34 protein-coding genes are annotated in these 26298 nt (G+C 35.4%); 33 read left to right on the forward strand and 1 reads right to left on the reverse strand.

Annotation, left to right across the window (positions count from 1 at the left end; all coding sequences use genetic code 11):
- Nucleotides 1-2 precede the first annotated feature (2 nt).
- The 25 genes from rpmC to B6A10_RS10570 all read left to right on the forward strand — a co-directional run bounded on the left by rpmC (nucleotide 3) and on the right by B6A10_RS10570 (nucleotide 14955).
- Complete coding sequence (rpmC, locus tag B6A10_RS10450; protein ID WP_026714642.1) at nucleotides 3-194, forward strand: 50S ribosomal protein L29; 192 nt, start codon at nucleotides 3-5, stop codon at nucleotides 192-194.
- A gap of 17 nt (nucleotides 195-211) precedes the next feature.
- Nucleotides 212-469 carry a 30S ribosomal protein S17 gene (rpsQ, locus tag B6A10_RS10455; protein ID WP_026714641.1) on the forward strand — a complete coding sequence of 86 codons (258 nt, stop codon included), beginning with the start codon at nucleotides 212-214 and terminating at the stop codon, nucleotides 467-469.
- Between the two features lie 2 nt (nucleotides 470-471).
- A complete protein-coding gene (gene rplN / locus B6A10_RS10460) occupies nucleotides 472-840 on the forward strand; it encodes a 50S ribosomal protein L14 (RefSeq protein ID WP_026714640.1) in 369 nt (122 codons plus the stop codon).
- Nucleotides 841-851: 11 nt separating this feature from the next.
- Nucleotides 852-1166 (forward strand): 50S ribosomal protein L24, encoded by a 315-nt coding sequence (gene rplX, locus B6A10_RS10465; protein WP_026714639.1) that lies wholly within the window; start codon nucleotides 852-854, stop codon nucleotides 1164-1166.
- Nucleotides 1167-1168: 2 nt separating this feature from the next.
- Nucleotides 1169-1720 carry a 50S ribosomal protein L5 gene (gene rplE, locus B6A10_RS10470; protein WP_026714638.1) on the forward strand — a complete coding sequence of 184 codons (552 nt, stop codon included), beginning with the start codon at nucleotides 1169-1171 and terminating at the stop codon, nucleotides 1718-1720.
- Nucleotides 1721-1723: 3 nt separating this feature from the next.
- Complete coding sequence (gene rpsN, locus B6A10_RS10475) at nucleotides 1724-1993, forward strand: 30S ribosomal protein S14 (RefSeq protein WP_026714637.1); 270 nt, start codon at nucleotides 1724-1726, stop codon at nucleotides 1991-1993.
- 73 nt (nucleotides 1994-2066) lie between these two features.
- Nucleotides 2067-2465 carry a 30S ribosomal protein S8 gene (gene rpsH, locus B6A10_RS10480; protein WP_026714636.1) on the forward strand — a complete coding sequence of 133 codons (399 nt, stop codon included), beginning with the start codon at nucleotides 2067-2069 and terminating at the stop codon, nucleotides 2463-2465.
- Between the two features lie 19 nt (nucleotides 2466-2484).
- The gene (gene rplF, locus B6A10_RS10485; RefSeq protein ID WP_026714635.1) at nucleotides 2485-3027 is read left to right on the forward strand and encodes a 50S ribosomal protein L6; all 543 of its coding nucleotides are present in this window, start codon (nucleotides 2485-2487) and stop codon (nucleotides 3025-3027) included.
- A gap of 11 nt (nucleotides 3028-3038) precedes the next feature.
- A complete protein-coding gene (gene rplR / locus B6A10_RS10490) occupies nucleotides 3039-3389 on the forward strand; it encodes a 50S ribosomal protein L18 (protein WP_055090687.1) in 351 nt (116 codons plus the stop codon).
- Between the two features lie 3 nt (nucleotides 3390-3392).
- A complete protein-coding gene (gene rpsE / locus B6A10_RS10495) occupies nucleotides 3393-3917 on the forward strand; it encodes a 30S ribosomal protein S5 (protein WP_085949269.1) in 525 nt (174 codons plus the stop codon).
- A 12-nt stretch (nucleotides 3918-3929) separates the two neighbouring features.
- The gene (rpmD, locus tag B6A10_RS10500; protein ID WP_026707002.1) at nucleotides 3930-4112 is read left to right on the forward strand and encodes a 50S ribosomal protein L30; all 183 of its coding nucleotides are present in this window, start codon (nucleotides 3930-3932) and stop codon (nucleotides 4110-4112) included.
- Between the two features lie 11 nt (nucleotides 4113-4123).
- On the forward strand, nucleotides 4124-4576 hold the full coding sequence (rplO, locus tag B6A10_RS10505) for a 50S ribosomal protein L15 (RefSeq protein ID WP_026714633.1): 453 nt from the start codon (nucleotides 4124-4126) through the stop codon (nucleotides 4574-4576).
- 13 nt (nucleotides 4577-4589) lie between these two features.
- A complete protein-coding gene (secY, locus tag B6A10_RS10510; RefSeq protein WP_026714632.1) occupies nucleotides 4590-5936 on the forward strand; it encodes a preprotein translocase subunit SecY in 1347 nt (448 codons plus the stop codon).
- A gap of 4 nt (nucleotides 5937-5940) precedes the next feature.
- Nucleotides 5941-6156, forward strand: a complete 216-nt coding sequence (gene infA, locus B6A10_RS10515; protein ID WP_026714631.1) for a translation initiation factor IF-1 — start codon at nucleotides 5941-5943, stop codon at nucleotides 6154-6156.
- Between the two features lie 11 nt (nucleotides 6157-6167).
- Nucleotides 6168-6284 (forward strand): type B 50S ribosomal protein L36, encoded by a 117-nt coding sequence (gene ykgO, locus B6A10_RS10520; RefSeq protein WP_002987490.1) that lies wholly within the window; start codon nucleotides 6168-6170, stop codon nucleotides 6282-6284.
- 2 nt (nucleotides 6285-6286) lie between these two features.
- On the forward strand, nucleotides 6287-6661 hold the full coding sequence (gene rpsM, locus B6A10_RS10525; RefSeq protein WP_188220847.1) for a 30S ribosomal protein S13: 375 nt from the start codon (nucleotides 6287-6289) through the stop codon (nucleotides 6659-6661).
- A gap of 8 nt (nucleotides 6662-6669) precedes the next feature.
- Nucleotides 6670-7053, forward strand: coding sequence for a 30S ribosomal protein S11 (rpsK, locus tag B6A10_RS10530; protein WP_026714629.1), 384 nt, complete (start codon nucleotides 6670-6672; stop codon nucleotides 7051-7053).
- An 89-nt stretch (nucleotides 7054-7142) separates the two neighbouring features.
- Nucleotides 7143-7748 (forward strand): 30S ribosomal protein S4, encoded by a 606-nt coding sequence (gene rpsD / locus B6A10_RS10535; RefSeq protein ID WP_055090688.1) that lies wholly within the window; start codon nucleotides 7143-7145, stop codon nucleotides 7746-7748.
- 21 nt (nucleotides 7749-7769) lie between these two features.
- On the forward strand, nucleotides 7770-8762 hold the full coding sequence (locus B6A10_RS10540) for a DNA-directed RNA polymerase subunit alpha (protein WP_055090690.1): 993 nt from the start codon (nucleotides 7770-7772) through the stop codon (nucleotides 8760-8762).
- 62 nt (nucleotides 8763-8824) lie between these two features.
- On the forward strand, nucleotides 8825-9319 hold the full coding sequence (gene rplQ, locus B6A10_RS10545) for a 50S ribosomal protein L17 (protein WP_188220848.1): 495 nt from the start codon (nucleotides 8825-8827) through the stop codon (nucleotides 9317-9319).
- A 194-nt stretch (nucleotides 9320-9513) separates the two neighbouring features.
- The gene (gene carA, locus B6A10_RS10550) at nucleotides 9514-10614 is read left to right on the forward strand and encodes a glutamine-hydrolyzing carbamoyl-phosphate synthase small subunit (protein ID WP_055090692.1); all 1101 of its coding nucleotides are present in this window, start codon (nucleotides 9514-9516) and stop codon (nucleotides 10612-10614) included.
- A gap of 216 nt (nucleotides 10615-10830) precedes the next feature.
- Nucleotides 10831-12123 carry a phosphopyruvate hydratase gene (eno, locus tag B6A10_RS10555; RefSeq protein WP_026714624.1) on the forward strand — a complete coding sequence of 431 codons (1293 nt, stop codon included), beginning with the start codon at nucleotides 10831-10833 and terminating at the stop codon, nucleotides 12121-12123.
- A gap of 157 nt (nucleotides 12124-12280) precedes the next feature.
- A complete protein-coding gene (locus B6A10_RS10560; protein WP_026714623.1) occupies nucleotides 12281-13555 on the forward strand; it encodes a citrate synthase in 1275 nt (424 codons plus the stop codon).
- 72 nt (nucleotides 13556-13627) lie between these two features.
- Nucleotides 13628-14560: a citrulline utilization hydrolase CtlX gene (ctlX, locus tag B6A10_RS10565; protein ID WP_188220849.1), complete on the forward strand. Its 933-nt coding sequence runs from the start codon at nucleotides 13628-13630 to the stop codon at nucleotides 14558-14560.
- Between the two features lie 29 nt (nucleotides 14561-14589).
- Entirely contained in the window at nucleotides 14590-14955 is a 366-nt protein-coding gene (locus B6A10_RS10570) for a CoA-binding protein (protein WP_188220850.1), read from the forward strand.
- A 15-nt stretch (nucleotides 14956-14970) separates the two neighbouring features.
- On the opposite strand, the gene B6A10_RS10575 is transcribed toward B6A10_RS10570, so the two are convergent.
- Complete coding sequence (locus B6A10_RS10575; RefSeq protein ID WP_188220851.1) at nucleotides 14971-16491, reverse strand: sodium:solute symporter; 1521 nt, start codon at nucleotides 16489-16491, stop codon at nucleotides 14971-14973.
- A gap of 131 nt (nucleotides 16492-16622) precedes the next feature.
- Here B6A10_RS10575 and recR point away from each other — a divergent pair, with 131 nt between their 5' ends.
- From recR to B6A10_RS10615, 8 genes are all read left to right on the forward strand, one after another.
- The gene (gene recR / locus B6A10_RS10580) at nucleotides 16623-17243 is read left to right on the forward strand and encodes a recombination mediator RecR (RefSeq protein WP_188220852.1); all 621 of its coding nucleotides are present in this window, start codon (nucleotides 16623-16625) and stop codon (nucleotides 17241-17243) included.
- A gap of 65 nt (nucleotides 17244-17308) precedes the next feature.
- Nucleotides 17309-18097 carry a polysaccharide biosynthesis/export family protein gene (locus tag B6A10_RS10585; protein WP_188220853.1) on the forward strand — a complete coding sequence of 263 codons (789 nt, stop codon included), beginning with the start codon at nucleotides 17309-17311 and terminating at the stop codon, nucleotides 18095-18097.
- 16 nt (nucleotides 18098-18113) lie between these two features.
- On the forward strand, nucleotides 18114-20561 hold the full coding sequence (locus B6A10_RS10590) for a polysaccharide biosynthesis tyrosine autokinase (RefSeq protein ID WP_188220854.1): 2448 nt from the start codon (nucleotides 18114-18116) through the stop codon (nucleotides 20559-20561).
- 583 nt (nucleotides 20562-21144) lie between these two features.
- Nucleotides 21145-22128, forward strand: coding sequence for an SDR family oxidoreductase (locus B6A10_RS10595; protein WP_188220855.1), 984 nt, complete (start codon nucleotides 21145-21147; stop codon nucleotides 22126-22128).
- 70 nt (nucleotides 22129-22198) lie between these two features.
- Complete coding sequence (locus B6A10_RS10600) at nucleotides 22199-22567, forward strand: four helix bundle protein (protein ID WP_188220856.1); 369 nt, start codon at nucleotides 22199-22201, stop codon at nucleotides 22565-22567.
- Nucleotides 22568-22640: 73 nt separating this feature from the next.
- Nucleotides 22641-24032 carry a UDP-glucose 6-dehydrogenase gene (locus tag B6A10_RS10605; protein WP_188220857.1) on the forward strand — a complete coding sequence of 464 codons (1392 nt, stop codon included), beginning with the start codon at nucleotides 22641-22643 and terminating at the stop codon, nucleotides 24030-24032.
- Nucleotides 24033-24366: 334 nt separating this feature from the next.
- A complete protein-coding gene (locus B6A10_RS10610) occupies nucleotides 24367-24831 on the forward strand; it encodes a UpxY family transcription antiterminator (protein ID WP_188220860.1) in 465 nt (154 codons plus the stop codon).
- Nucleotides 24832-25352: 521 nt separating this feature from the next.
- Nucleotides 25353-25649 carry a GIY-YIG nuclease family protein gene (locus tag B6A10_RS10615; protein WP_188220858.1) on the forward strand — a complete coding sequence of 99 codons (297 nt, stop codon included), beginning with the start codon at nucleotides 25353-25355 and terminating at the stop codon, nucleotides 25647-25649.
- The last annotated feature ends 649 nt before the right edge of the window (nucleotides 25650-26298 follow it).

The following is a 26298-nucleotide window of genomic DNA, read 5'->3' on the forward strand; positions in this document are numbered from 1 at the left end:
TTATGAAACAATCAGAAATAAAAGGTCTTTCTGCAGCACAGTTGCAAGAGAATCTTAGCCAAGCTAAGAAAGCTTATGCTAACCTAAAATTAGCTCACGCTATATCTCCAATTGAGAATCCATTACAAATTAGAGTATTGAGAAGATCAATTGCTAGATTAGCTACAGAGCTTACTAAAAGAGAGTTGCAATAATTTGTAATCTGCGAAAGATGGAAAAAAGAAATTTAAGAAAAGAAAGAATTGGGGTTGTTACTTCAAACAAAATGGATAAATCTATTGTTGTTTCTCAAGTAACGAGAGTAAAACACCCATTATACGGAAAGTTCGTATTGAAAACAAAGAAATTTGTTGCACATGACGAAACAAACGACTGTAACATTGGAGATACTGTAAGAATTAGCGAAACGCGTCCTTTAAGTAAATCAAAATGTTGGAGATTAGTTGAAATCCTAGAAAGAGCTAAATAATTATGGTACAACAAGAATCAAGACTAAAAGTAGCAGATAACACTGGAGCTAAAGAAGTTTTAACTATCCGTGTTTTAGGAGGTACTAAAAGAAGATATGCCTCTGTTGGTGATAAGATTGTAGTATCTATTAAAGATTCAACTCCAAACGGAAACGTAAAAAAAGGAGCTGTTTCAACTGCAGTTGTTGTACGTACCAAAAAAGAAGTGAGAAGAGCTGATGGTTCTTACATCCGTTTCGATGATAATGCTTGTGTTCTTTTGAATGCAGCAGGAGAAATGAGAGGAACTCGTGTTTTTGGTCCGGTAGCAAGAGAACTTCGTGAAAAACAATTCATGAAAATTGTATCATTAGCACCAGAAGTGCTTTAATTCGTTATAAGATGATAAAGCTAAAAATAAAATCAGGTGACATCGTTAGAGTAATCGCTGGAGACCATAAAGGTGCTGAAGGTAAAGTTCTAAGTGTTAACCGTGAGAATAACAAAGCGATTGTAGAAGGTGTAAACTTGGTTTCTAAACACACGAAACCAAGTGCTAAAAATCCTCAAGGAGGAATCGTTAAGAAAGAAGCTCCTATCCAAATTTCTAACATCTCTTTAATTGATCCTAAAACTAAGGAAACAACAAGAGTAGGTGTAAGAGTTGAAGGAGATAAGAAAGTAAGATTTTCAAAAAAATCTAATCAAGTACTATAGTAATGGCGTATATACCTAGATTAAAAGAGGAGTATAAGAACAGAGTAATCTCTGCTCTTACAGAAGAATTCGGTTATAAAAACGTAATGCAAGTTCCTAAATTGGAAAAAATCGTTTTGAGCCGTGGAGTTGGTGCAGCTGTATCTGACAAAAAATTAATCGACTATGCAGTTGATGAATTAACTAAGATCACTGGACAAAAAGCAGTTTCTACAATCTCTAAGAAAGACGTTGCTTCTTTCAAATTGAGAAAAGGAATGCCTATTGGAGCAAAAGTTACTTTGCGTGGAGAAAGAATGTATGAGTTCTTAGATAGATTGATTACTTCAGCTTTACCACGTGTAAGAGATTTTAACGGTATCAAAGCTACTGGTTTTGATGGAAGAGGAAACTACAATCTTGGAGTTTTAGAGCAAATCATTTTCCCAGAAATTGATATTGACAAAGTGAACAAGATTTCAGGAATGGATATCACTTTTGTTACTACTGCTCAAACAGATAAAGAAGCAAAGTCATTATTGGCTGAATTAGGTTTACCTTTTAAAAAGAATTAAGACATGGCTAAAGAATCAATGAAAGCCCGCGAGGTTAAGAGACAAAAAACGGTAGAAAAGTATGCTGAGAAAAGAAAAGCTTTGATAGAAGCTGGCGATTTCGTAGGTTTGCAAAAATTACCAAAAAATGCTTCACCAGTTCGTTTACACAATCGTTGTAAATTAACAGGAAGACCAAGAGGGTACATGCGTCAATTCGGTATTTCACGTGTAACTTTCCGTGAAATGGCTAATAATGGATTGATACCAGGAGTTAAAAAAGCAAGCTGGTAACAAATTGAATTTTAATTGGTTAAAGGTTCGATGAGAGAGACTCGGAGAAAACCATAACCGCAAATTAATAAATATGAATACAGATCCTATTGCAGATTATTTAACGCGAGTTAGAAACGCTGTGGCTGCAAACCACAAAGTTGTTGAAATTCCGGCATCTAATCTAAAAAAAGAGATAACTAAGATCTTATTTGATCAAGGTTATATCTTAAGTTACAAATTTGAAGAGAACACTGTTCAAGGTTCTATCAAAATTGCTTTGAAGTACGATAAAGATACTAAAGAGCCAGTTATTAAAGATATCCAAAGAATTAGTAAGCCAGGTTTGCGTAAATATTCAAGTTCTGCAAACATTCCTAGAATCCTTAACGGATTAGGTATTGCTATTGTTTCTACATCAAAAGGTTTGATGACTGGAAAGAAAGCTAAGCAATTAAATGTAGGTGGTGAAGTAATTTGCTACGTATACTAATTTAAAAAGACTTATTAAGATGTCAAGAATAGGAAAAAGTCCAATTGTAATCCCTGCTGGAGTAACTGTAGAAGTTAAAGACGGTATCATTACAGTAAAAGGAAAAAATGGTCAACTAACACAGGAGTTTTCGGATGTAACTGTAAAAGTTGAAGGTGATCAAGTTTTAGTAGAAAGATCATCTGATCACAAAGATCAAAGAGCAAAACATGGTTTGTACAGATCTTTAATCAATAATATGATTGTTGGTGTAACTGATGGATTCACTAAATCTTTAGAATTGGTAGGGGTAGGTTACAGAGCTTCTAACCAAGGACAAAAATTAGATTTAGCTCTTGGATTTTCTCACAATATTGTTTTAGAGGTTGCTCCGGAAGTAACTGTTGAAACTATATCTGAAAAAGGTAAGAACCCAATTGTAAAATTAACATCTTATGACAAACAACTTTTAGGAGCTGTTGCTGCGAAAATCAGAGGTTTCCGTAGACCAGAACCATACAAAGGAAAAGGTGTTAAATTTGTAGGTGAAGTATTAAGAAGAAAAGCAGGTAAATCAGCTTAAAAAATAAGATTATGTCATTAACAAAATCGGAAAGAAGACAGCGTATTAAATACAGAATCAGAAAAACAGTTAGCGGTACTGCTGCTGCTCCAAGATTATCTGTATTTAGAAGTAACAAAGAAATTTATGCTCAAATTATTGATGATGTAAACGGAGTTACTTTATTATCTGCCTCTTCAAGAGAAAAAGAAATAGGTAAAGGTACAAACGTTGAAGTTGCAGCTGCAGTTGGAAAGCTTGTTGCAGAGAAAGCGTTAAAAGCTGGGGTAGAAACAGTAAAATTCGATAGAGGAGGTTACTTATACCACGGTCGTATAAAATCATTAGCAGATGGCGCAAGAGCCGCTGGACTTAAATTCTAATATATTATGTCTAAATACAAAAATGTAGAATTAGTAAAACCAAGTGGTCTTGAATTAAAAGATCGTCTGGTAAGTGTTAATCGTGTTACTAAGGTTACAAAAGGAGGTAGAGCTTTTGGTTTTTCTGCTATTGTAGTTGTAGGTGATGAAAACGGAGTTGTTGGACACGGATTAGGAAAATCTAAAGATGTTTCTGAAGCAATCGCTAAAGCGGTAGAAGATGCTAAGAAAAATTTAGTTAGAATTCCTTTGAATGGTCAATCGGTTCCTCACGAACAAAAAGGTAAATTTGGTGGTGCACGTGTATTCTTAATTCCTGCGTCTCATGGTACAGGAGTTATTGCTGGTGGAGCTGTTCGTTCAGTTCTTGAGTCAGTAGGTATTCACGATGTATTGTCTAAATCTCAGGGATCATCAAATCCTCATAACGTAGTAAAAGCAACTTTTGATGCTTTATTACAAATGAGAAGTGCGCACACAGTTGCAAAACAAAGAGGTGTTTCTTTAGAGAAAGTTTTTAAAGGTTAATTCAAGGAAATTATGGCTAAATTATTAGTAAAACAAGTTAGAAGTAAAATCAACTGTCCACTTGATCAAAAAAGAGGATTAGAGGCTTTAGGTCTACGTAAAATGGGTCAGGTTGTAGAGCATGACTCAAACCCTGCAATCCTTGGGATGATAAACAAAGTTAAACACTTAGTTTCTGTTGAAGAAGCTAAATAACAAATACTGTTATGAATTTAAGTAACTTACAACCAGCTGAAGGGTCAACGCACAATCAAAATAAAAGAGTAGGTAGAGGAGAAGGTTCTGGTAAAGGTGGTACCGCTGCACGTGGACACAAAGGAGCTAAATCACGTTCTGGATATTCTAAAAAGATTGGTTTTGAAGGAGGTCAAATGCCACTTCAAAGACGTGTTCCTAAGTTTGGTTTTAAAAACATCAATCGTAAAGAATACGAAGGTGTAAATCTTGATACGCTGCAATTATTAGTAGATAACGGAATCGTTACCGATACTGTTGATATGGCAGTTTATGTTGAAAACCGTTTGGCTACTAAAAATGAGATTGTAAAGATTTTAGGAAGAGGAGAATTGAAAGCTAAATTAAAAGTATCTGCTCACAAATTTACTGCTACTGCAAAAGCTGCTATTGAGGCTGCTGGTGGAGAAGCTGTAACACTATAATTTTTCAATTAGTATGAAGAAATTTTTTGAATCATTAAGTAATGTTTGGAAAATCGAGGAACTAAAAAATAGAATCCTTATTACTTTAGGACTACTTTTAGTATATCGTTTTGGAGCTCACGTTACTCTTCCGGGAATTGACGCTACACAATTAAACAGTTTAGCGGGCCAAACTGAAAAAGGTATTGGTTCTATTTTAGATATGTTTACTGGAGGAGCTTTCTCTAAAGCGTCAGTTTTTGCTTTAGGAATTATGCCTTATATTTCTGCATCTATCGTTGTACAGCTTATGGGAATTGCTATTCCTTATTTGCAAAAATTACAAAGTGATGGAGAAAGTGGTAGAAAAAAGATTAATCAAATTACACGTTGGTTAACTATTGTTATTACTTTAGTACAAGGACCTACGTATATTTATAATCTTTACAGAACGCTGCCAAGTAGTGCATTTTTATTAGGTTTTAATTCTTTTGAATTCTTATTTTCTTCAGTAATTATCTTAGTTACAGGTACTATTTTTGCCATGTGGTTGGGAGAAAAGATAACTGACAAAGGAATCGGAAATGGTATTTCACTTTTAATTATGGTGGGTATTCTTGCCAGATTTCCTCAGGCTTTTATTCAAGAATTTACAACTAGAGTTACTAACAATAACGGAGGGCCAATGTTGTTAGTAGTTGAAATTATTATTTGGCTTTTAGTTATCATTGCTTGTGTATTGTTAACTATGGCTATTCGCAAAATTCCAGTTCAGTATGCTCGTCGTACTGCTTCTGGAGATTTTGAACAAGATATGTTAGGTGGAAACAGACAATGGATTCCTTTGAAACTTAATGCTTCAGGGGTTATGCCTATCATTTTTGCGCAAGCAATTATGTTTATACCTGCTGCTTTAGCAGGATTGTCAAAATCTGATACTTCACAATCTATTGTAGGTGCTTTTAGTAATATGTTTGGTTTCTGGTATAATTTTGTATTTGCACTTTTAATTATTGTGTTTACATACTTTTATACTGCGATTACAGTTCCTACTAATAAAATGTCAGATGATCTTAAGAGAAGCGGCGGTTTTATTCCTGGAGTAAGACCAGGTGCTGAAACTTCTGATTTTCTTGACAAAGTGATGTCTTTGATAACTTTTCCAGGTTCTTTATTTCTTGCTCTAATAGCTGTGTTCCCAGCCATAGTTGTAAGTCTTATGGATGTTCAACAATCTTGGGCAATGTTTTTTGGAGGTACCTCGTTAATTATTATGGTAGGTGTTGCAATTGACACAATTCAACAAATCAACTCATACTTGTTGAATAAACATTATGATGGTTTAATGAAAAGCGGAAAAAATAGAAAAGCAGTAGCTTAATTTTATGGCAAAACAATCAGCAATAGAACAAGACGGATCAATCATTGAAGCATTATCAAATGCTATGTTCCGTGTAGAATTAGAGAATGGACATGTTGTAATTGCTCATATTTCAGGAAAGATGCGTATGCATTATATCAAATTATTACCTGGTGATAAAGTGAAATTGGAAATGAGTCCTTACGATTTGTCAAAAGCAAGAATTACTTATAGATATTAAAGATATTCACAATGAAAGTAAGAGCATCAGTAAAAAAGAGAAGTGCCGAGTGCATTATCGTACGTAGAAAAGGAAGATTATACGTAATAAACAAAAAGAATCCTAGATTTAAACAAAGACAAGGATAATTATGGCAAGAATAGCAGGGGTAGATATCCCAAAAAACAAGAGAGGTGTTATTGCACTTACCTACATCTTCGGATTAGGAAAAAGTAGAGCTATTGAGATTTTAGAAAGAGCTCAAGTAAGCCAAGATAAAAAAGTTCAAGATTGGAATGATGACGAGATTGGAGCAATCCGTGAGGCAGTTGGAGCTTTCAAAATTGAAGGAGAATTGCGTTCAGAGATTTCTTTAAACATCAAACGTTTAATGGATATCGGTTGTTACAGAGGAATCCGTCACAGATCTGGTCTTCCTTTAAGAGGACAAAGAACTAAAAACAACTCTAGAACTAGAAAAGGTAAAAGAAAAACTGTTGCTAACAAGAAAAAAGCAACTAAATAATAAGTAATATGGCTAAAGCAACTACAAAAAAACGTAAAGTTATCGTTGAATCAACGGGAGAAGCTCATATTTCTGCTACCTTCAATAACATCATCATTTCTTTGACTAACAAAAAAGGTGAAGTTATTTCTTGGTCTTCAGCTGGTAAAATGGGTTTTAGAGGTTCTAAAAAGAACACTCCATATGCAGCTCAAATGGCCGCAGAAGATTGTAGTAAAGTAGCTCTTGAGGCTGGATTGAAAAAAGTTAAGGTTTATGTAAAAGGACCAGGTAACGGACGTGAGTCTGCTATTCGTTCTATTCATAACGGTGGAATCGAAGTAACTGAAATTATCGACGTTACTCCAATGCCACACAACGGATGTCGTCCTCCAAAGAGACGTAGAGTTTAATATTAAATTTAAGTATAACTAGGTAGAAATACGATTATCGAAGGATAAGACCTGAATTCATAATCTCTACCTTAATTAATTCATTAGAAATGGCAAGATATACTGGTCCTAAAACTAGAATTGCTCGTAAATTTGGCGAAGCAATTTTCGGAGACGATAGAGCTTTCGAAAAAAGAAATTACCCTCCTGGTCAACATGGAATGGCTAAAAAAAGAGGTAAAAAATCTGAATACGCTATCCAATTAATGGAAAAGCAAAAAGCTAAATATTCTTACGGAATTTTAGAAAAACAATTCAGAGGTTTATTTAAAAAAGCATCAGCTACTAAAGGAGTTACTGGTGAGGTTTTATTACAATTATGTGAAGCAAGATTAGATAATGTTGTTTTTAGAATGGGTGTTGCTCCATCTAGAAGAGGTGCTAGACAATTAGTTTCTCACAGACACATTACTGTAAACGGAGAAGTTGTAAATATTCCTTCTTACCACCTTAAGCCTGGTGATAAAGTTGCTGTTCGTGAAAAATCTAAATCTTTAGAAGCAATCGAACGTTCTTTATCTAATTCAAGTCAAGTTTATGAATGGATTACTTGGAACAATGATACTAAAGAAGGTACTTTCGTAGCTGTACCTGCTAGAATCCAAATTCCAGAAAACATTAAAGAACAATTAATCGTAGAGTTGTACAACAAATAATAATTGACTTAGTCGAAATTTATGGCAATATTTAATTTTCAAAAGCCCGATAAAGTTATCATGATCGATTCAACCGATTTTGAAGGTAAATTCGAATTTAGACCTTTAGAACCTGGTTATGGATTGACTGTTGGTAATGCACTTAGAAGAGTTTTGCTTTCAGCATTGGAAGGTTATGCAATTACATCTGTTCGCATAGAAGGTGTAGATCATGAGTTTTCTACTATTTCAGGAGTTGTCGAGGATGTTACCGAAATTATCCTTAATTTAAAACAAGTACGTTTCAAACGTCAAATTGAAGATATTGATAATGAATCAGTTTCTATTTCAGTAACTGGTAAAGATCAATTAACAGCTGGTGATTTTCAGAAATTTATTTCTGGTTTCCAGGTTTTAAATCCAGAATTGGTTATCTGTAACTTAGATTCAAGAATCAAATTAAACCTTGATTTAACAATCGAAAAAGGTAGAGGATATGTTCCTGCTGAGGAGAACAAAAAACAAAATGCTGCAATTGGAACCATTTTTACAGATTCTATTTTTACTCCGGTAAAGAATGTAAAATATGCTATTGAAAACTTCCGTGTGGAGCAAAAAACAGATTATGAAAAGTTAGTTTTCGAAATTAAAACTGATGGTTCTATTAATCCTAAAGATGCCCTTACTGAAGCTGCTAAAGTTCTTATTCACCATTTCATGTTGTTCTCTGACGAAAGAATTACACTTGAGGCTGATGAAATTGCACAAACAGAATCATATGATGAAGAATCATTACACATGAGACAATTGCTTAAAACTAAGCTTGTTGATATGGATTTATCTGTGAGAGCCTTAAATTGTTTGAAAGCGGCTGAAGTTGATACACTTGGTGATTTAGTATCGTTCAATAAAAATGACTTAATGAAGTTCCGTAACTTCGGAAAAAAATCTTTAACAGAACTTGATGAGCTTGTTGCTGTGAAGAATTTGACTTTCGGAATGGATTTAACGAAATACAAATTAGATAAAGAATAAAACTGCTTCATAATTTGCTCTCCAAAGCGGATTGAGCAAGATGAGGATAAAAAAAACACGTCATGAGACACGGAAAAAAAATCAATCACTTAAGCAGACAGACTGCACATAGAAAATCTATGTTGGCTAATATGGCTTGTTCTCTTATCGAGCACAAACGTATTAACACTACTGTTGCTAAAGCAAAAGCACTTAAACAATTTGTTGAGCCGCTTATAACAAAATCTAAAAATGATACGACTCACAACCGTCGTATTGTTTTTGCTAACTTACGTAGCAAATATGCTGTTACTGATTTATTCAGAGACGTAGCTGCTAAAGTTGGTGACCGTCCGGGAGGATACACTCGTATCATCAAAGTTGGAAATCGTTTAGGAGATAATGCTGATATGGCAATGATCGAATTAGTAGATTTTAACGAAATTTACAACGGAGGTAAAAAAGAAGTTAAAAAAGCAAAAAGCCGTCGTGGTGGTAAAGCTAAAAAAGCGGAAGAAGCTGCTGCTACTGAAGCTCCGGCTGCTGAAACTGATACAACTGCTGAAGCTGCTGAATAATTATGAAGATAATCATTCAATAAAATCAAGGATAAACTATTTTTTTAGTTTATCCTTTTTTTTTGATTTTTTGTTACATAAATCAGGCAGATGTAAGAGCTGGTTTGATGTTTAATTAGCTGTTTTAAAATAATTTTTAAAATTGTTGCTTACACTGCTTTAATGAATTAAATTTGCACCATATTTAACAACAGATGAAATACACAACAAGAAAAAGCGCCATCTTATTACTAAGCGATGGAACTATATTCCACGGAAAATCTATCGGAATTAGCGGAACCACTTTTGGTGAAGTTTGTTTTAATACTGGAATGACCGGTTATCAGGAAATTTTTACTGACCCATCCTATTTTGGACAAATCATGGTCGCAACTAATACACATATTGGGAATTATGGTGTTAGTGATGAGGAAGTGGAGTCAAACGGAATTAAAATTGCCGGATTAGTTTGTAAAAATTTCAGTTTTAACTATTCTCGTGAAGGAGCTTCAGGAAGTTTGGAGGATTATTTTGCAAAACACAATTTAATTTGCATTTCCGATGTTGATACTCGTGCTTTAGTGAGTTATATTAGAGAAAACGGAGCTATGAATGCTGTAATTTGTACAGATGGAACTCCGGTTGAAGAGTTAAAAGCAGCTTTAGCAAGTGTTCCGGATATGAAAGGTTTGGAATTAGCTTCTAAAGTTTCTACTAAAGAGCCTTATTTTTATGGAGATGAGAATGCTACTTATAAAGTTTCAGCTCTTGATTTAGGAATTAAAACGAATATTTTACGTAATCTGGCTAAGAGAGATTGTTATATTAAGGTTTTTCCATATGATTCGTCTTATGCTGATTTAGCATCATTTAACCCAGATGGATTCTTCTTGTCTAACGGACCTGGTGATCCGGAGCCTTTAGAAAGTGCTATTAATGTTGCAAAAGAGATTTTGGCAAATGATAAACCGTTGTTTGGAATTTGTTTAGGACATCAGGTTATTGGTTTAGCAAACGGGATTTCAACTTACAAAATGTTTAACGGTCACCGAGGAATTAACCATCCTGTTTCAAATGTGATTACAGGTAAAGGGGAGATTACTTCTCAAAACCATGGTTTTGCGGTGAATAGAGAAGAGTTGGAAGCAAATCCTGAAATGGAAATTACTCATGTTCATTTAAATGACGGAACGGTAGCAGGAATGAGAATGAAAGCTAAAAATTGTTTCTCAGTTCAGTACCATCCGGAAGCGAGTCCTGGTCCACATGATTCTTCTTATTTATTTGATCAGTTTATCGAAAATTTGAAAAAATAATATTTTACGTTACTTTTTTTAACAGGCTAAACAGGAAATGTTTAGCCTGTTTTTTTTGTGTTTGATTTTTGTTGTTTATTGAATTTGTAAATTTTATTTTAAATTATGTTTAAAAAATGAATTTATAACGTTTTCGTTGATAAGATTGAAAAAATAAGTATAATGTTTAAAAAACTTAGAATATATTTGTAGTCGAAAATTTAAAAACTAAGTAATATGAGTATTATTATCAAAATTCACGCAAGACAAATTCTTGATTCAAGAGGGAATCCTACTGTAGAGGTAGATGTAGTTACAGATAACGGTGTTTTAGGAAGAGCAGCAGTTCCGTCTGGTGCTTCAACAGGAGAGCACGAAGCTGTAGAATTACGTGATGGTGGGAAAGCTTATTTAGGAAAAGGAGTTTTGAATGCCGTGAACAATGTTAATACTGTTATTGCTGAAGCTCTTGTAGGTACTTCTGTATTTGAGCAAAATCTTATCGATCAAATGATGATTGATTTAGACGGTACGCCAAATAAATCTAAATTAGGAGCTAACGCGATTTTAGGAGTTTCTTTAGCTGTAGCTAAAGCTGCTGCTAATGAATTAGGTATGCCTTTATATAGATATGTAGGTGGTGTTTCTGCTAACACTTTGCCTGTGCCAATGATGAATATCATCAATGGAGGTTCTCACTCAGATGCTCCGATTGCATTCCAGGAATTCATGATTTTCCCTGTAAAAGCAACTTCTTTTACACATGCAATGCAAATGGGAACTGAAATTTTTCACAATCTTAAAAAAGTATTACATGACAGAGGCCTTTCTACTGCAGTAGGTGACGAAGGAGGTTTTGCTCCTAACTTAGCTGGTGGTACGGAAGATGCTTTAGATACAATTAAATTAGCTGTAGAAAAAGCAGGTTATTCTTTTGGAGACGAAATTATGATTGCTTTAGACTGTGCTTCTGCTGAGTTTTATATCGATGGAAAATACGATTACTCTAAATTTGAAGGAGAAACAGGAAAAGTAAGAACTTCTGCTGAGCAAGCGGAATATTTAGCTGAGTTAGTTTCTAAATATCCAATTATTTCTATCGAAGATGGTATGGATGAGAATGACTGGGAAGGTTGGAAATTATTAACTGAAAAAATTGGGTCTAAAGTTCAATTAGTAGGTGACGATTTATTTGTAACTAACGTAACTCGTTTAGAAACAGGAATCGAGAAAGGAATTGCTAACTCAATCCTTATTAAAGTAAACCAAATTGGTACTTTAACTGAAACTATTGCAGCAGTTAACATGGCTAAAAATGCAGGTTACACTTCAGTAATGTCTCACCGTTCAGGAGAAACTGAAGATAACACAATTGCTGATTTAGCAGTAGCTTTAAACTGTGGTCAAATTAAAACAGGTTCGGCTTCTCGTTCTGATCGTATGGCTAAATACAATCAATTATTAAGAATTGAAGAAGAATTAGGGAATACAGCTTATTTCCCAGGGAAAAAAGCATTTAAAATAAAATAAGAAATATATAGTTTCTAATTTTTAAAAGCCATTCATCTTAAATGAGTGGCTTTTTTTTTCAAATTTAACAATATCACTAGTTTTTTCTCTTTTTAATTCACGTTATTATCCTTAGATTTGGTAAATTATTAAGTGTAAAGATTTATTTCAAATTATTATGTCAAAAACAGCTATATTAGAGATTGATGGTCAGAAGTATGAGTTTCCTATTTTTAAAGGAAGTGAAAACGAAGAAGCCATCAATATTAACAAATTAAGAGATTTAACCGGAGCGATTACAATTGATCCGGGATTTAAAAATTCAGGTTCTTGTACTAGTGGAATTACTTTTTTAGATGGAGAACAGGGGATTTTGCGTTACAGAGGTTACGCAATTGAAGACTTAGCTGACCAGGCTAACTTTTTAGAAGTCTCTTATCTTTTGATTTTTGGTGAATTACCTACAGCTGCTCAGTTAGAACAATTTGAAACAGATATCAGAAAGCATAGCTTAGTAAATGAGGAGATGAAAGGAATTATCGATGGATTCCCTAAAACGGCTCACCCAATGGGAGTTTTGGCAGCTTTAACAAGTGCTTTAACTGCTTTTAATCCTAAATCGGTAAATGTAGAGAATGAAAAAGAATTGTATCAGGCAGTTTGTAAAACGATGGGGAAATTCTTAGTAATCGCTACCTGGACTTACAGAAAATCTATGGGGTATCCTTTAAATTATTATGATAATACAAAAGGATATGTGGAAAACTTCATGAGATTAATGTTCCAAATTCCAACAGAACCATATAAAGTAAGTCAAACAGTAATTGATGCTTTAGATAAATTATTTATTCTTCATGCTGATCACGAGCAAAACTGTTCTACTTCTACAGTAAGAATGGTAGGTTCTTCACATGCCGGTTTATTTGCTTCTATTTCTGCCGGAGTTTCTGCTTTGTGGGGGCCTTTACATGGTGGAGCTAATCAGGCTGTATTAGAAATGTTAGAAGAGATTCACAAAAACGGAGGTGATACAGATAAATATTTGGCGAAAGCAAAAGATAAAAACGATCCGTTCCGTTTAATGGGATTCGGACACCGTGTTTATAAGAATTTCGATCCTCGTGCAAAAATTATCAAAAAAGCGGCTAATGAAGTGTTAGGAACTTTAGGTGTTGATGATCCAATTTTGGACATTGCTAAAAAATTAGAAGCAGCAGCTTTAGAAGACGAGTACTTCAAGGCAAGAAACTTATATCCAAACGTAGATTTCTATTCCGGAATTATTTACAGAGCTTTAGGAATTCCTACTGATATGTTTACTGTAATGTTTGCTATCGGTAGATTACCGGGATGGATTGCTCAATGGAAAGAGATGCGCGAAAATAAAGAACCTATCGGAAGACCAAGACAGGTTTATACAGGTGCTCCTTTAAGAGAATTTAAAAGACCTTAATAATAAAAATAATAAATCGAAGAAGCTTCACTGAAAAGTGGAGCTTTTTTTATCTTTGGAAAAAGCAGTAATATGAAACAACTAAGTAATTCAGTTTTAATGGTGCGTCCGGTGGCTTTTCGGATGAATGAGCAAACAACGGAAAATAATCATTTTCAGAAAGAATTAAAGGGAATGTTACCTTCGGCGATAAATGCTAAAGCGCAGCAGGAATTTGACGGTTTTGTTGCCAAACTTCGTGCAGTGGGAGTGCAGGTTTTTGTGGTTGAGGATACTTTGGATACCGATACGCCGGATAGTATTTTTCCAAACAATTGGATTTCTTTTCATGAAAACGGAGATGTGGTTTTGTATCCTATGTTTGCTGAAAATCGCAGAAATGAACGAAGAGAAGATGTTTTAGACTTTTTAGAGGAAAAAGGTTTTGTGATTGAAAATGTAGTCGATTTTTCCTCGGCAGAAGAAGAAGGTATGTTTCTTGAAGGAACCGGTAGTTTGGTTTTGGACAGAGCTAATTCGAAAGCGTATTGTGCTTTGTCGCCAAGAGCTGACGAGGAATTGTTTATCGAATTTTGTGAAGATTTTGATTGTGCGCCTGTTATTTTTGAAGCCTTTCATACGGTTAACGGAAAAAAGGAACTGGTTTATCATACCAATGTGATGATGAGTGTGGGAGAGGATTTTGTGGTAATTTGTGCAGATATGATTGCCGATAAAAAAGAACGCAAAATGGTTTTGGATAGTTTGAGAGCCGATAATAAAGATATTATTTTGATTACAGAAACTCAGGTGAATAATTTCGCTGGTAATGTTTTGCAGCTTTTAGGGGCTGATAAAAAATATATTGTAATGAGTGAAGCTGCGCGCAAAGTATTAACCGTGAAACAAATAACGCAGTTGGAGCAATATGGGGAAATATTGAGTTCAGATTTAGATACGATTGAAGCCTGTGGAGGTGGAAGTGCCCGCTGTATGTTGGCGGAGATTTTTTTACCAAGAGCTTAAATGTCATTTATTGAATAAAAATAAATTCAATGGGAAATAAAAAAACTTTAGTATTAGGTGCTTCAATCCACTCTTTTAGGTATTCTTTTATGGCGATTCATTCGCTTGTTGAAAAAGGACATACTGTAATTGCTATTGGCAGAGATCAGGGAGATGTAGCCGGCGTTAAGATTCAAAATAAAAAAAATCCTTTGGAAGAAATTGATACCGTTACGATGTATTTGAATCCGAGGAATCAACGGGATTATTACAATTATATTCTTGAGACAAAACCCAAGCGTGTTATTTTTAATCCGGGAAGCGAAAATCCGGAGTTTTACCCACTTTTGGAATCGCATCAAATTAAAGTAGAAGAAGCCTGTACTTTGGTTTTATTGGCAACGAATCAATATTAGTTTTTAAAGAAAGTATTAAAAGTCATTTTTGTTTAGAAAATGACTTTTTTGTTTTTTGGAAATTAATAATAAACCGATCAATGTGATTAGTCCGTTGATAAGGATGAGTTCGTTGTCAAAAGTATAGTCGAACAAAAGTTTTTCGGAATTCTCACTAATGAAATAAGTTATTGCAGGAGCGGCAAGGCAAATTATCGGAACGTATTTGTCTATTATCGTTTTTGATTTGTACAAAAGACCAAAACCATATAAACCTAAGAGCGGTCCGTAAGTATAAGAAGCGACTTTGAAAATCATTCCTACTACAGAGCTGTCGTTAATCGCGTTAAAAATGATAATAACGAGAAACATCAGGAATGAAAAACCAAGATGGATGCGGTGTCTGGTTCGGATGATGTTGGGTTTGTTAGCCTTTTCGGTTTTGTCCATGCCTAAAAAATCTACGCAAAAAGAAGTCGTTAAGGCGGTTAAAGCCGAATCGGTTGTGGCAAAAGTGGCGGCAGTGAGTCCCAGTAAGAAAACAATGGAAGGAATTAAATCTAAATGGTGAAAGGCGATTTCGGGAAAAAGCAAATCGGTTCTGGGTTTTCCTGTGATGAAATCTTTTGGGATTTCGATGCCGTTTTTGGCAGCAAAAATATAGAGCAACGCACCAACACTCAAGAAAAAAAGGTTGATGATGACAAAGATTCCGGTAAAAGTAAACATGTTTTTTTGTGCTTCGCGAATGTTAATACAGCTCAGGTTTTTTTGCATCAAATCCTGGTCGAGTCCCACCATTGCGATTGTTGCAAAAATGCCGCCCAGAATTTGCTTGACAAAATGAAATTTTGAAGTAACAAAGTGATCCAGAAAGAAAATTTGAGAATAATTGCTGTTTTTTACTTCGTTAAAAGCCTGAAAAATGCTCAGGTTGAGTTTTTGGCAAATGAAATAGATTGTTAGTACAACTGCGCTGACTAGGAAAAAAGTTTGTAAAGTATCGGTAATGATAATGGTTTTTAAGCCGCCCCGATAGGTGTAGGTAAAAATTAAAGCCAATGCAATAAGTACGGTAACGGCAAAAGGGATTTGATAATAGTCAAACACAAAGCGTTGCAGCACAATTACGACCAGATATAATCGGAAGGCGGAGCCAATGGTTCGGCTAATCAGAAAAATAGAAGCGGCAGTTTTGTAGGAATAAGATCCTAAGCGATGTTCGATGAATCCGTAAATTGAAGTAAGATTCATTCGGTAATATAAAGGCAAAAGTACTTTGGCTACGATAATAAAACCGATGGCATTACCCAAAACAAACTGAAAATATTTAAACTGTTCGCCGTTGGGGGAGCCTACTTCTCCAGGAACGGAAATAAAAGTCACTCCGGATAAGGCGGTGCCAATCATTCCAAAAGCCACCAAATACCATTTGGCATTTTTGTTTGCTTTAAAAAAAGCATCATTACTATTATTGTTTTTACTACTGAAATGGGCGATGGCAAATAATATTCCGAAGTAAATGATAATGAGTAAAAGAATGTTGGCTGGTGTCATTGGGCTGAATTTGTTCTGACTAAAATACGGTTTTTTACACAAGGACGGACGGGCTTCATTTATGATTTAAAAAAGTGGCGGATTTTTGAATAATCCATTGTTTCAACTAACAAATCATTACATTTGCAACTATGGAATTTTCTTCAAAATTATTAGAAAAAGCAGTTAATGAAATTTCGCAATTGCCCGGAATAGGTAAGCGCACCGCTTTGCGATTAGTGTTGCATTTACTTAAGCAGCCAAAAGAACAAACCGGTTTTTTAACGCAGGCATTGACAGCGATGCGCGAGGAGATTAAATTTTGCGAAAGCTGTCATAATATTTCGGATACGGCTGTTTGTGAAATTTGTAGTAATACCAATAGGAACCATCAGATAGTTTGTGTGGTTGAAGATATTCGTGACGTAATGGCTATCGAAAACACGGGGCAGTTTAAAGGTATTTATCATGTTTTGGGAGGGAAAATTTCACCGATTGATGGTGTGGGGCCAAGTCAGTTGAAGATTGCAACTTTAGTTGACAAAGTAAAGTCTGGAAAACTTTCTGAGGTTATTTTTGCTTTGAGTTCCACGATGGAAGGCGATACCACGAATTTTTATATTTATAAACAAATTGCCGATTCAGGCATTGTGATTTCTACCATTGCCCGAGGAATTGCGGTAGGTGACGAACTGGAATATGCTGACGAGGTAACTTTAGGAAGAAGTATTTTGCAGCGTTTGCCTTTTGAAAAGGCTATTAAAAATAATTAATTTGGGTTCAACAAGGCTTTTAATATCGTAAACGAAAAGCTATATTTGTTATTTAAAAGAATAAAATGGGTAAATATCTGTTGGGTTTCTGGCTAACTGTGAGTCTATTGTTGTCTTCCTGTATTTCAAGAAGGGATTTGGTGTATTTGCAAAATAAAAATGAAACTACTGCTGAAACAACTATTTCGGAAGTGGTGTCTAAACCGTATCGCTTGCAAACGAATGATGTGCTGAGTATTAGTATCAAAGCCAATGACCCAAAATTGGTTGAGATTTTCAATACTACCAATCAGGGAGAAGCTGCAAAATCGGAAGCTGCTTTGTATTTTAACGGTTTTACCGTAGATGATCACGGGAATATCCGGATGCCTATTTTGGGAGAATTAAACGTTATCGGTTATACGCTGGATGAAGTGAGACAGCGAATTGAGAAACAATTGCTGGAGGAATATTTTAGAAAGGAAGCTAATATTTTTGTCATCGTAAAACTGGCCGGTTTTCGTTACACAATTAATGGAGAAGTAGGAAGTACAGGTACTAAAACCCTGTTTCAGGAACATGTAACTATTCTGGAAGCGGTTGCTAATGCGGGAGACATCACTCTTTTGGGGAATCGAAAGGCGGTAAGTATCATCAGAAAAACACCAACAGGAAGTGAAATACACGATATTGATTTGACGGATAGCAACGTGATAAATTCGCCTTATTTTTACCTGCAGCCTAATGATTATATTTATGTAAAACCCCTCAGACAAAAAACCTGGGGAACCGGAAAAACAGGAATAGAATCTTTGGGTACGATATTGACTTTGATATCCTTAGGAACAACAGTTTTGTTATTGTTAAAAAGATAAAATACATTTCTAAAAAATGTTAGATATAAAAGACTTTTCCATTTTTGATAACCAGCTTAGTTTTGATTTCAAAGGCTTATTGCTAAAGATATTGAGCTATTGGAAATGGTTTTTACTGAGTTTAATTATCGCTTTAATCATTGCGTATCAGGTAAATATTCGAAAAGAGAAAATTTACCAAATGGAAACTTTGATTTCTGTTAAGGAAGAAAGTAATCCGTTGTTTACGTCTAATACCAGTCTGACTTTTAACTGGGGTGGTGTTTCCGACCAGATGCAGACAATTTCTACGACTTTGCGATCCCGCTCCCATAACGAATTGGTTGTTGATAAATTACAATTTTACATTGACTATCTGGAGCAGCAAAAATACAATATGGTCGATGCTTACGGAGCTGTTCCGTTTTATGTTGAAATTGATAAAAACAAAGGGCAACTGTCCGGAAACCTGATTGGGATTACTTTTGTAAGCGAATCTAAATATCAGATTAAAATTCCTTTTCAGGGAAATTCGGCTTCTTTGGTTCGTTACGCGGACAATTCTTATAGTAATACAGCTGTAGAAGCCGGGGATTTTGTAAAAACATATACTGTAGGTGAAGCTGTGAATTTACCTTTTTTGCATTGGCGATTGTTTATAAAAGAGAATCCGGGTTTTTATAAGGACAAAGAATATTTTGTACGCTTTAATAATTTTGACGGTGTTGTGGGACGCTATCGTGGAATTGATGTGAATCCGGACGAAAAAGGCGCTTCGATTCTTACTTTACGATTACAGGGCGCCAACAAAGCCCGAATGGTGGAATACCTCAATGCGACGGTGAATATGTTAATCAAAAGACAATTGGATAACAAGAATAAGTTTGCTACCAATACGATTGCTTTTATTGACAGCACTTTGGTCGCGATGGAAGCCCAATTGAAAACGACCGGAGATGAATTAAAATCATTTAAAAAGACGAATGATGTTTACAATCTGGAAGACGGCGGTGCTAAATTTTCGGATAAAATTTTGCAGTATGATGTTGAAAAAGATGCTATTGCCAGAAAATTGTCTTATTACAATTCGCTTAAGGCATATTTAAAAAACAGTGTTGATTATTCGAAACTTCCGGCGCCATCTGTAGCCGGAATTGACGATCCGAATATTGTAGCTAATATTTCTAAATTGATTGCACTTTCAACCCAGCGTTCAGAAATGGCTTATGCGGTAAAGAGTGATAAGATTTTCAGGGAATTTGACAGTCAGATGGAAGCGGTTAAAAGTGTTTTGCTGGAAAATATTTTTACTGCCAAAGCGGCACTACAGTTTGATTTGAATTTGGTAAACAGCAAAATCAATCAGGCTGAGGGAAATATCAAACGCTTGCCGGATGACCAGCAGGAGTTGATTAAAATTAAGCGGAAATACGATTTAAGCGATAATATTTACAGTACATTTCTTCAAAAAAGGAGTGAAGCCGATATTGTAAAAGCGGCTAATTTGTCGGATATTCATTTTATTGATCCGGCTAAAGATGTGGGTGGGGGCTTGATTGGGCCTAAAACTTCGGTTAATTATGTGTTGGCTATTTTTCTGGGGTTAACACTTCCTTTGGTGTTTGTTTTTATGCTCTTTTTTATCAATAATTCGATCCAGAATGCCGAAGATGTGAGCAAGCAAACGCAGATTCCTGTGATTGGAGTAGTGGGTGTGTATAAGGATAAAGGCGAATTGGCCGTTTTTGAAAAGCCTAAATCAGCTTTGTCTGAATCGTTTCGGGCTATTCGTTCTTCTTTACAGTTTTTGTATAAAAAGCAACATGTAGAAGGCGGAAAAACCCTGATGATTACCTCTTCCATTAGTGGGGAAGGAAAAACCTTTTGTTCGATTAATATCGCTACTGTTTTTGCCTTGAGCGAAAAGAAAACGGTAATTGTCGGTTTGGATTTGCGAAAACCTAAATTGGCTGAAGAATTCAATTTGTCCAATGATGTTGGGGTGGTGAATTATTTGATAAAGCAAAAAAATCTAAAAGAAATTACCAATTCCACTCCGATTCCTTATTTGGATGTGATTCTTTCGGGGCCTGTACCGCCAAATCCTTCGGAGTTGATTATCGGGGAAGTTATGGCGGATTTAATAAGTGAATTGAAAAAAGAATACGATTATATTATTTTGGATACGCCGCCGGTTGGTTTGGTTTCTGATTCCTTGGAATTAGGGCAATATGCTGATGTTAGTTTGTATATTGTTAGACAAAATATCACTAAGAAAGGCATGATTCCGTTATTGAATAACAGGGTAAAACGCGGAGAAATGAAAAATGTGAGTATTATTCTGAACGGTTTTGAAAACAAAGCTAAATATGGTTCGGCTTACGGCTATGGCTACGGTTACGGAGATTATTCTAATGGTTATCATGAAGAGGAAAAACCAAAAGGGTTTATTCAAAAACTAATTAGAAAGATTAAAAAAGTATAGTTTTTTTATTCATCTCAATCGGATAAGGAATTTTTGTTGTTCGGATGGTTCTCGATACAATTTTTAAAGCGGAGTGATTCTTAAAAATGGGATGAAATTAGTTGGCTTTAAAAATCACTCGAACTGACGAGGAGATAAGCCGATGTTGACTTTTATCGTCACTTCGAGTAGCGAAGCGTATCGAGAAGTTTTGTTTCCAGAATAGTTCTCGATCCCAATTTTCAGAAAAAGCTGTTTGCATTTTCTAAAAATTTACTCGAACTGACGGTTTGTGGTCTGGTGTCTGTTTCGTCACTTCGAGTGTTTTATGGAGTGAAACGGAATAAAACGTATCGAGAAGGCTTTGTCGCATAAGGGTTCTCGATACTTCGAAACAATTTTTGGTTGCAAATTGTTTCTCAACTCGAACTGACGGTTTGTAGTTTTGTGTCTGCTGCGTCATTTCGAGTATTTTGGTTTGAAAAAGTTGAATTTTAAAAGGCTTTTGAATAAGGATAAGTTTTTGTAGTTCTGATGGTTTTTGATTTGAACGGATGGTTTTACAATCTTTTAAATAAGGTTTTAGTTGTATTTTAAATAAAAAATGAGAGAAATAACCAATTATACGATTTTAATAACAGGAGGAGCCGGTTTTATCGGTTCTAATTTGTGTGCGTATTTTTTAGACAAAGGAAACAAAGTGATTTGTCTGGATAATTTTGCGACAGGACACCGTCACAATTTGAAAAATTTTATAGATAATCCTGATTTTACATTAATTGAAGGAGATATTCGAAATTTGGAGGATTGTAAAAAAGCGGTAGCAGGAGTAGATTTTGTATTGCATCAGGCGGCTTTGGGTTCGGTGCCGCGCTCTATTAAGGATCCTGTTACGACGAATGATGTCAATGTTTCTGGTTTTTTGAATATGCTTCAGGCGGCTACCGAAGTTAAGGTAAAACGTTTTGTGTATGCAGCCAGTTCTTCTACTTACGGGGATTCCGTTGGTTTGCCAAAAGTGGAAGAGGTTATCGGAAAACCGCTTTCGCCTTATGCGATTACCAAATACGTTAACGAATTGTATGCCGAGATTTTCAGTAAAACTTACGGAATAGAAACGATTGGGTTGCGTTATTTTAATGTTTTTGGCAGAAAACAGGATCCAAAAGGAGCTTATGCGGCGGTAATTCCTAAATTTGTCATGCAATTAATGCAGCATGAAAGGATCACGATAAACGGAGACGGTAATCATTCCCGTGATTTTACCTATATCGATAATGTGATTCAGATGAACGAATTGGCGATAGCCACGGATAATCCAAAAGCGGTTAATACGGTTTACAATACGGCTTATGGCGATCGCAATACGCTGAATGATTTGGTGGGCTATTTAAAAGAATATTTAAGTAAATATGATTCAAAAATTGCTGCTGTGGAAGTGATTCACGGGCCTAATCGAGCCGGAGATATTCCGCATTCTTTAGCGAGTATTGATAAGGCAAAAGAATTGTTAGGCTATAATCCAAAATACTCTTTGCAGGAAGGGTTGAAGATAGCGGTGGATTGGTATTGGGAGAATTTGAGATAGTGTTGTGGGTTGTCGGTTCTCAGTTGTGAGTTGACAGTTTGAAAAGCAATATTATTAAACTTAGAAGCAGGTGAAAAGTTATAAAGATTTAGATATTTATACCATCGGAATGGAATTGTTTTATAAAACTCATACTTTGTCACTGCAATTGCCAAAATATGAATTGTATGAGTTGGGAAGCCAAATTAGAAGGTCTTCCGATTCTGTTGTGATAAATATAGTAGAAGGATATGGGAGTAGAAGGTATAAAAATGATTTTATAAAGTTTTTAGTTTATTCACATGCGAGTAATCTGGAAACACTAAATCATATTAAAAAAATAATCAATTTGTATCCAAATTTGTCTGAAGAAATGAAATTACTTTATGAAAAGTATGATTTAGTGGGTGCGAAAATTTTTTCTTTTTTGAAGTACATAGAAGAACATTGGAAAATATAAATATGTTGTCTGTTGTCAGTTAGTAGATAACCGACAACCGATAACTGACAACTTATAACAGAAAACAAAGTAAATGAAAGTTACAAAAATTTGTTGCATTGGAGCGGGCTATGTGGGAGGTCCTACAATGGCAATTATAGCACAAAAATGTCCACAGATACAGGTTACGGTAGTGGATTTGAATGCAGAAAGAATAGCAGCCTGGAATGATGTGGATGTGAATAATATTCCGATTTACGAACCGGGACTTTCGGAAATAGTGAAAGAAGCCAGAGGGCGCAATTTGTTTTTTTCAACTGAGGTAGATGCTGCTATTGACGAAGCCGATATGATTTTTATCTCGGTGAATACGCCAACGAAAACCTACGGAAAAGGAAAAGGAATGGCGGCCGATTTAAAATATATTGAATTATGTGCCAGACAAATTGCACGGGTTTCTAAGAGCAATAAAATTGTAGTGGAGAAATCAACTTTGCCGGTGCGAACTGCTGAGGCTATCAAAAGTATTTTGGATAATACCGGAAACGGAGTGAAATTCCAAATTCTTTCGAATCCGGAGTTTTTGGCTGAAGGAACAGCCGTTCAGGATTTGTTGCAGCCGGATCGAATTTTGATTGGAGGGGATACTACTGAAGAAGGACAAAAAGCCATTCAGGCTTTGGTGGAAGTGTATGCCAATTGGGTTCCTGAAGATAAAATTTTAACGACAAATGTCTGGTCTTCTGAATTGTCAAAATTGACGGCTAACGCTTTTTTAGCCCAGAGAATTTCTTCTATAAACGCCATGTCAGAGCTTTGTGAAAAAACGGGTGCCGATGTTAATGAGGTGGCCAGAGCCATTGGTATGGACAGCCGAATTGGGCCTAAATTCCTGAAAGCTTCGGTGGGATTTGGAGGTTCCTGTTTCCAAAAAGACATTTTGAATTTGGTTTATATCGCTAAATCCTATGGTTTGCAGGAAGTAGCGGATTATTGGGAGCAGGTAATTATTATGAATGACCACCAAAAGAGACGTTTTTCAGGGAATATTGTGAAAACGCTTTACAATACCGTTTCTGATAAAAAAATCGCCTTTTTGGGTTGGGCATTTAAAAAAGATACTAATGATACCCGGGAATCGGCAGCGATTTATGTGGCGGATGATTTGATTAATGAAAATGCAAGCTTAGCAATTTATGATCCGAAGGTGTCTCCTAAAAAAGTGTTGGCCGATTTGGATTATTTGGAAACAAGAGCGACATCGGTTAATGCGGAGCGGGTACAATCGTTTCAGAATCCGTATCAGGCCTGCGAAGGAGCTCATGCTGTTGCGGTGCTTACCGAATGGGATGAATTTGTGACGTACGACTGGCAAAAAATATATGAGGCGATGCAAAAACCAGCCTTCGTTTTTGATGGAAGAAATATTTTAGATAAAACAGCTTTAGAGAAAATAGGATTTGTTTATCAGGCGATTGGTTCTTAGAGTTTTTGGTTATGAGTTATGAGTTGTGAGTTGTCAGGCTGAGTTTGTCGAAGCTCTTTTGTATTTATTAAGATTTGATGTTGTTGTTTCGTCACTTCGAGTGTTTTATGTAGTGAAACGGAATAAAATGTATCGAGGAGTTTTTTGAGTTACAAAGGTTCTCGATACAATTTTTAAAGCGGAGTGATTCTTAAAAATGGAATAAAATTAGTTGGCTTTAAAAATCACTCGAACTGACGTATAGTGAAGTAATGAAAATTTATTTAAAAAAAACAATTAGATCCAAGAGGTAATTTAGGACTTTTATAATTCTATTTTAATGCAGAAAGAAAAAATGAATTGGTATGTGGTTTACACAAAGCCTAAATGGGAGAAAAAAGTAGCTGAGCAACTTGTTCAAAGAGGAATTGAATGCTATTGTCCTTTGGTTACCCAAATAAGGCAATGGTCAGACCGAAAGAAAAAGGTGGAAGTTCCGCTTTTTAATTCCTATGTTTTTGTTCGACTGGAGGAGAAGGACAGAAATTTAGTTTTTCAATCTTCGGGAGTGGTACGTTATCTTTTTTGGTTAGGAAAACCAGCAATAGTTAGGGAGGAAGAGATTGCAACCATTAAAAATTGGCTATCCATGCCGGATGCTTATGAAGTTTCGGTGGCTGCTTTTCAGGTAGGCGATAAGATTGTATTGGATTCCGGCCCTTTTCAATCTCAGGAAGCGGTTGTTAAGGAGGTGAATAAAAATAGTTATGTTCTTTTTTTAGAGTCTTTAGGCTGTGTGTTGAAAATGAAGCTTAAGTAAGTTTTGTTTTCAGAATGGTTCTCGATTCTTCGAAACAATTTTCTGTCGTAAATTGTATCTCAACCCGAACTGACGGTTTGTGGTCTGGTGTCTGTTTCGTTACTTCGAGTAGCGAAGCGTATCGAGAAGCTTTGTTCTCAGAATAGTTCTCGATACAAATTTTCAGAAAAAGCTGTTCGCATTTTCTGAAAATTCACTCGAACTGACGGTTTGTGGTCTGGTGTCTGCTTCGTCACTTCGAGTAGCGAAGCGTATCGAGAAGTTTTGTTTCAGAATGGTTCTCGATACAAATTTTCAGAAAAAGCTGTTCGCATTTTCTGAAAATCCACTCGAACTGACGTATGGGGTGTTCGTGTAATTCTTTTGTTGTCACTTCGAGTGTTTTATGTAGTGAAACGGAATAAAACGTATCGAGAAGTTTTGTTTCCAGAATGGTTCTCGATACTTCAAGAACAATTTTCTGATGCAAATTATTTCTCAACCCGAACTGACGGGAAGAACAGAATTTTAAAGGGGATAATATGAAGCTTTCGTATGTTTATATTTTAAGGTGTTCAGATGGTACTTATTATACCGGAGTAACAACTAATTTAGAGAATAGGATATTTAAGCATAATACAGGATTTTATCCGGAATGTTACACTTTTAAAAGAAGACCTTTAGAATTAGTTTTTTATTGTGAATTTACAGATGTTAATTTAGCCATAGTTAAAGAGAAACAAATAAAAAAATGGTCGAGAGTCAAGAAAGAAGCGTTAATTAATGGGGATTTTGATTCTTTAATAAATTTGGCTAAAAAAAAGTTTGATAGATATTGAGTGCTGTATCGTAGGTCATTTTTGCTAGGAAGTAGTTCTCGATACTCCCGAAATTTCGGGATTCAGAAAAAGTTGTTTGACTTTTTCGAAAATTTACTCGAACTGACGAGGAGATAAATTGATATTGACTTTTTCGTCACTTCGAGTAGCGAAGCATATCGAGAAGCTTTGTTCTTAGAATAGTTCTCGATACAAATTTTCAGAAAAAGCTGTTCGCATTTTCTGAAAATCCACTCGAACTGACGGTTTGTAGTCTGGTGTCTGCTTCGTCACTTCGAGTAGCGAAGCGTATCGAGAAGCTTTGTTTCCAGAATGGTTCCCGATACTTCGAAACAATTTTCTGATGTAAATTGTTTCTCAACTCGAACTGACGGTTTGTGGTCTGGTGTCTGCTTCGTTACTTCGAGTAGCGAAGCGTATCGAGAAGGTTTTATCTCATAAGGGTTCTCGATACTTCGAAACAATTTTCTGATGCAAATTGTTTCTCAACTTGAACTGACGTATGGGGTGTTCGTGTTATTCTTTTGTTGTCACTTCGAGTGTTTTATGGAGTGAAACGGAATAAAACGTATCGAGAAGTTTTTTTGTGCTAGAATAGTTCTCGATACTTCGAAGCGATTTTCTGATGTAAATTGTTTCTCAATTCGAA

The organism is Flavobacterium pokkalii (genome assembly GCF_014596575.1).
GTDB classification, from domain to species: domain Bacteria; phylum Bacteroidota; class Bacteroidia; order Flavobacteriales; family Flavobacteriaceae; genus Flavobacterium; species Flavobacterium pokkalii.

Bases quoted from the DNA above. Each gene is read 5' to 3' on its own strand.
- rpmC (WP_026714642.1), top strand. From the start codon at position 3: ATGAAACAATCAGAAATAAAAGGTCTTTCTGCAGCACAGTTGCAAGAG.
- rpsQ (WP_026714641.1), top strand. From the start codon at position 212: ATGGAAAAAAGAAATTTAAGAAAAGAAAGAATTGGGGTTGTTACTTCA.
- rplN (WP_026714640.1), top strand. From the start codon at position 472: ATGGTACAACAAGAATCAAGACTAAAAGTAGCAGATAACACTGGAGCT.
- rplX (WP_026714639.1), top strand. From the start codon at position 852: ATGATAAAGCTAAAAATAAAATCAGGTGACATCGTTAGAGTAATCGCT.
- rplE (WP_026714638.1), top strand. From the start codon at position 1,169: ATGGCGTATATACCTAGATTAAAAGAGGAGTATAAGAACAGAGTAATC.
- rpsN (WP_026714637.1), top strand. From the start codon at position 1,724: ATGGCTAAAGAATCAATGAAAGCCCGCGAGGTTAAGAGACAAAAAACG.
- rpsH (WP_026714636.1), top strand. From the start codon at position 2,067: ATGAATACAGATCCTATTGCAGATTATTTAACGCGAGTTAGAAACGCT.
- rplF (WP_026714635.1), top strand. From the start codon at position 2,485: ATGTCAAGAATAGGAAAAAGTCCAATTGTAATCCCTGCTGGAGTAACT.
- rplR (WP_055090687.1), top strand. From the start codon at position 3,039: ATGTCATTAACAAAATCGGAAAGAAGACAGCGTATTAAATACAGAATC.
- rpmD (WP_026707002.1), top strand. From the start codon at position 3,930: ATGGCTAAATTATTAGTAAAACAAGTTAGAAGTAAAATCAACTGTCCA.
- rplO (WP_026714633.1), top strand. From the start codon at position 4,124: ATGAATTTAAGTAACTTACAACCAGCTGAAGGGTCAACGCACAATCAA.
- secY (WP_026714632.1), top strand. From the start codon at position 4,590: ATGAAGAAATTTTTTGAATCATTAAGTAATGTTTGGAAAATCGAGGAA.
- infA (WP_026714631.1), top strand. From the start codon at position 5,941: ATGGCAAAACAATCAGCAATAGAACAAGACGGATCAATCATTGAAGCA.
- ykgO (WP_002987490.1), top strand. From the start codon at position 6,168: ATGAAAGTAAGAGCATCAGTAAAAAAGAGAAGTGCCGAGTGCATTATC.
- rpsM (WP_188220847.1), top strand. From the start codon at position 6,287: ATGGCAAGAATAGCAGGGGTAGATATCCCAAAAAACAAGAGAGGTGTT.
- rpsK (WP_026714629.1), top strand. From the start codon at position 6,670: ATGGCTAAAGCAACTACAAAAAAACGTAAAGTTATCGTTGAATCAACG.
- rpsD (WP_055090688.1), top strand. From the start codon at position 7,143: ATGGCAAGATATACTGGTCCTAAAACTAGAATTGCTCGTAAATTTGGC.
- B6A10_RS10540 (WP_055090690.1), top strand. From the start codon at position 7,770: ATGGCAATATTTAATTTTCAAAAGCCCGATAAAGTTATCATGATCGAT.
- rplQ (WP_188220848.1), top strand. From the start codon at position 8,825: ATGAGACACGGAAAAAAAATCAATCACTTAAGCAGACAGACTGCACAT.
- carA (WP_055090692.1), top strand. From the start codon at position 9,514: ATGAAATACACAACAAGAAAAAGCGCCATCTTATTACTAAGCGATGGA.
- eno (WP_026714624.1), top strand. From the start codon at position 10,831: ATGAGTATTATTATCAAAATTCACGCAAGACAAATTCTTGATTCAAGA.
- B6A10_RS10560 (WP_026714623.1), top strand. From the start codon at position 12,281: ATGTCAAAAACAGCTATATTAGAGATTGATGGTCAGAAGTATGAGTTT.
- ctlX (WP_188220849.1), top strand. From the start codon at position 13,628: ATGAAACAACTAAGTAATTCAGTTTTAATGGTGCGTCCGGTGGCTTTT.
- B6A10_RS10570 (WP_188220850.1), top strand. From the start codon at position 14,590: ATGGGAAATAAAAAAACTTTAGTATTAGGTGCTTCAATCCACTCTTTT.
- B6A10_RS10575 (WP_188220851.1), bottom strand. From the start codon at position 16,491: ATGACACCAGCCAACATTCTTTTACTCATTATCATTTACTTCGGAATA.
- recR (WP_188220852.1), top strand. From the start codon at position 16,623: ATGGAATTTTCTTCAAAATTATTAGAAAAAGCAGTTAATGAAATTTCG.
- B6A10_RS10585 (WP_188220853.1), top strand. From the start codon at position 17,309: ATGGGTAAATATCTGTTGGGTTTCTGGCTAACTGTGAGTCTATTGTTG.
- B6A10_RS10590 (WP_188220854.1), top strand. From the start codon at position 18,114: ATGTTAGATATAAAAGACTTTTCCATTTTTGATAACCAGCTTAGTTTT.
- B6A10_RS10595 (WP_188220855.1), top strand. From the start codon at position 21,145: ATGAGAGAAATAACCAATTATACGATTTTAATAACAGGAGGAGCCGGT.
- B6A10_RS10605 (WP_188220857.1), top strand. From the start codon at position 22,641: ATGAAAGTTACAAAAATTTGTTGCATTGGAGCGGGCTATGTGGGAGGT.
- B6A10_RS10610 (WP_188220860.1), top strand. From the start codon at position 24,367: ATGAATTGGTATGTGGTTTACACAAAGCCTAAATGGGAGAAAAAAGTA.
- B6A10_RS10615 (WP_188220858.1), top strand. From the start codon at position 25,353: ATGAAGCTTTCGTATGTTTATATTTTAAGGTGTTCAGATGGTACTTAT.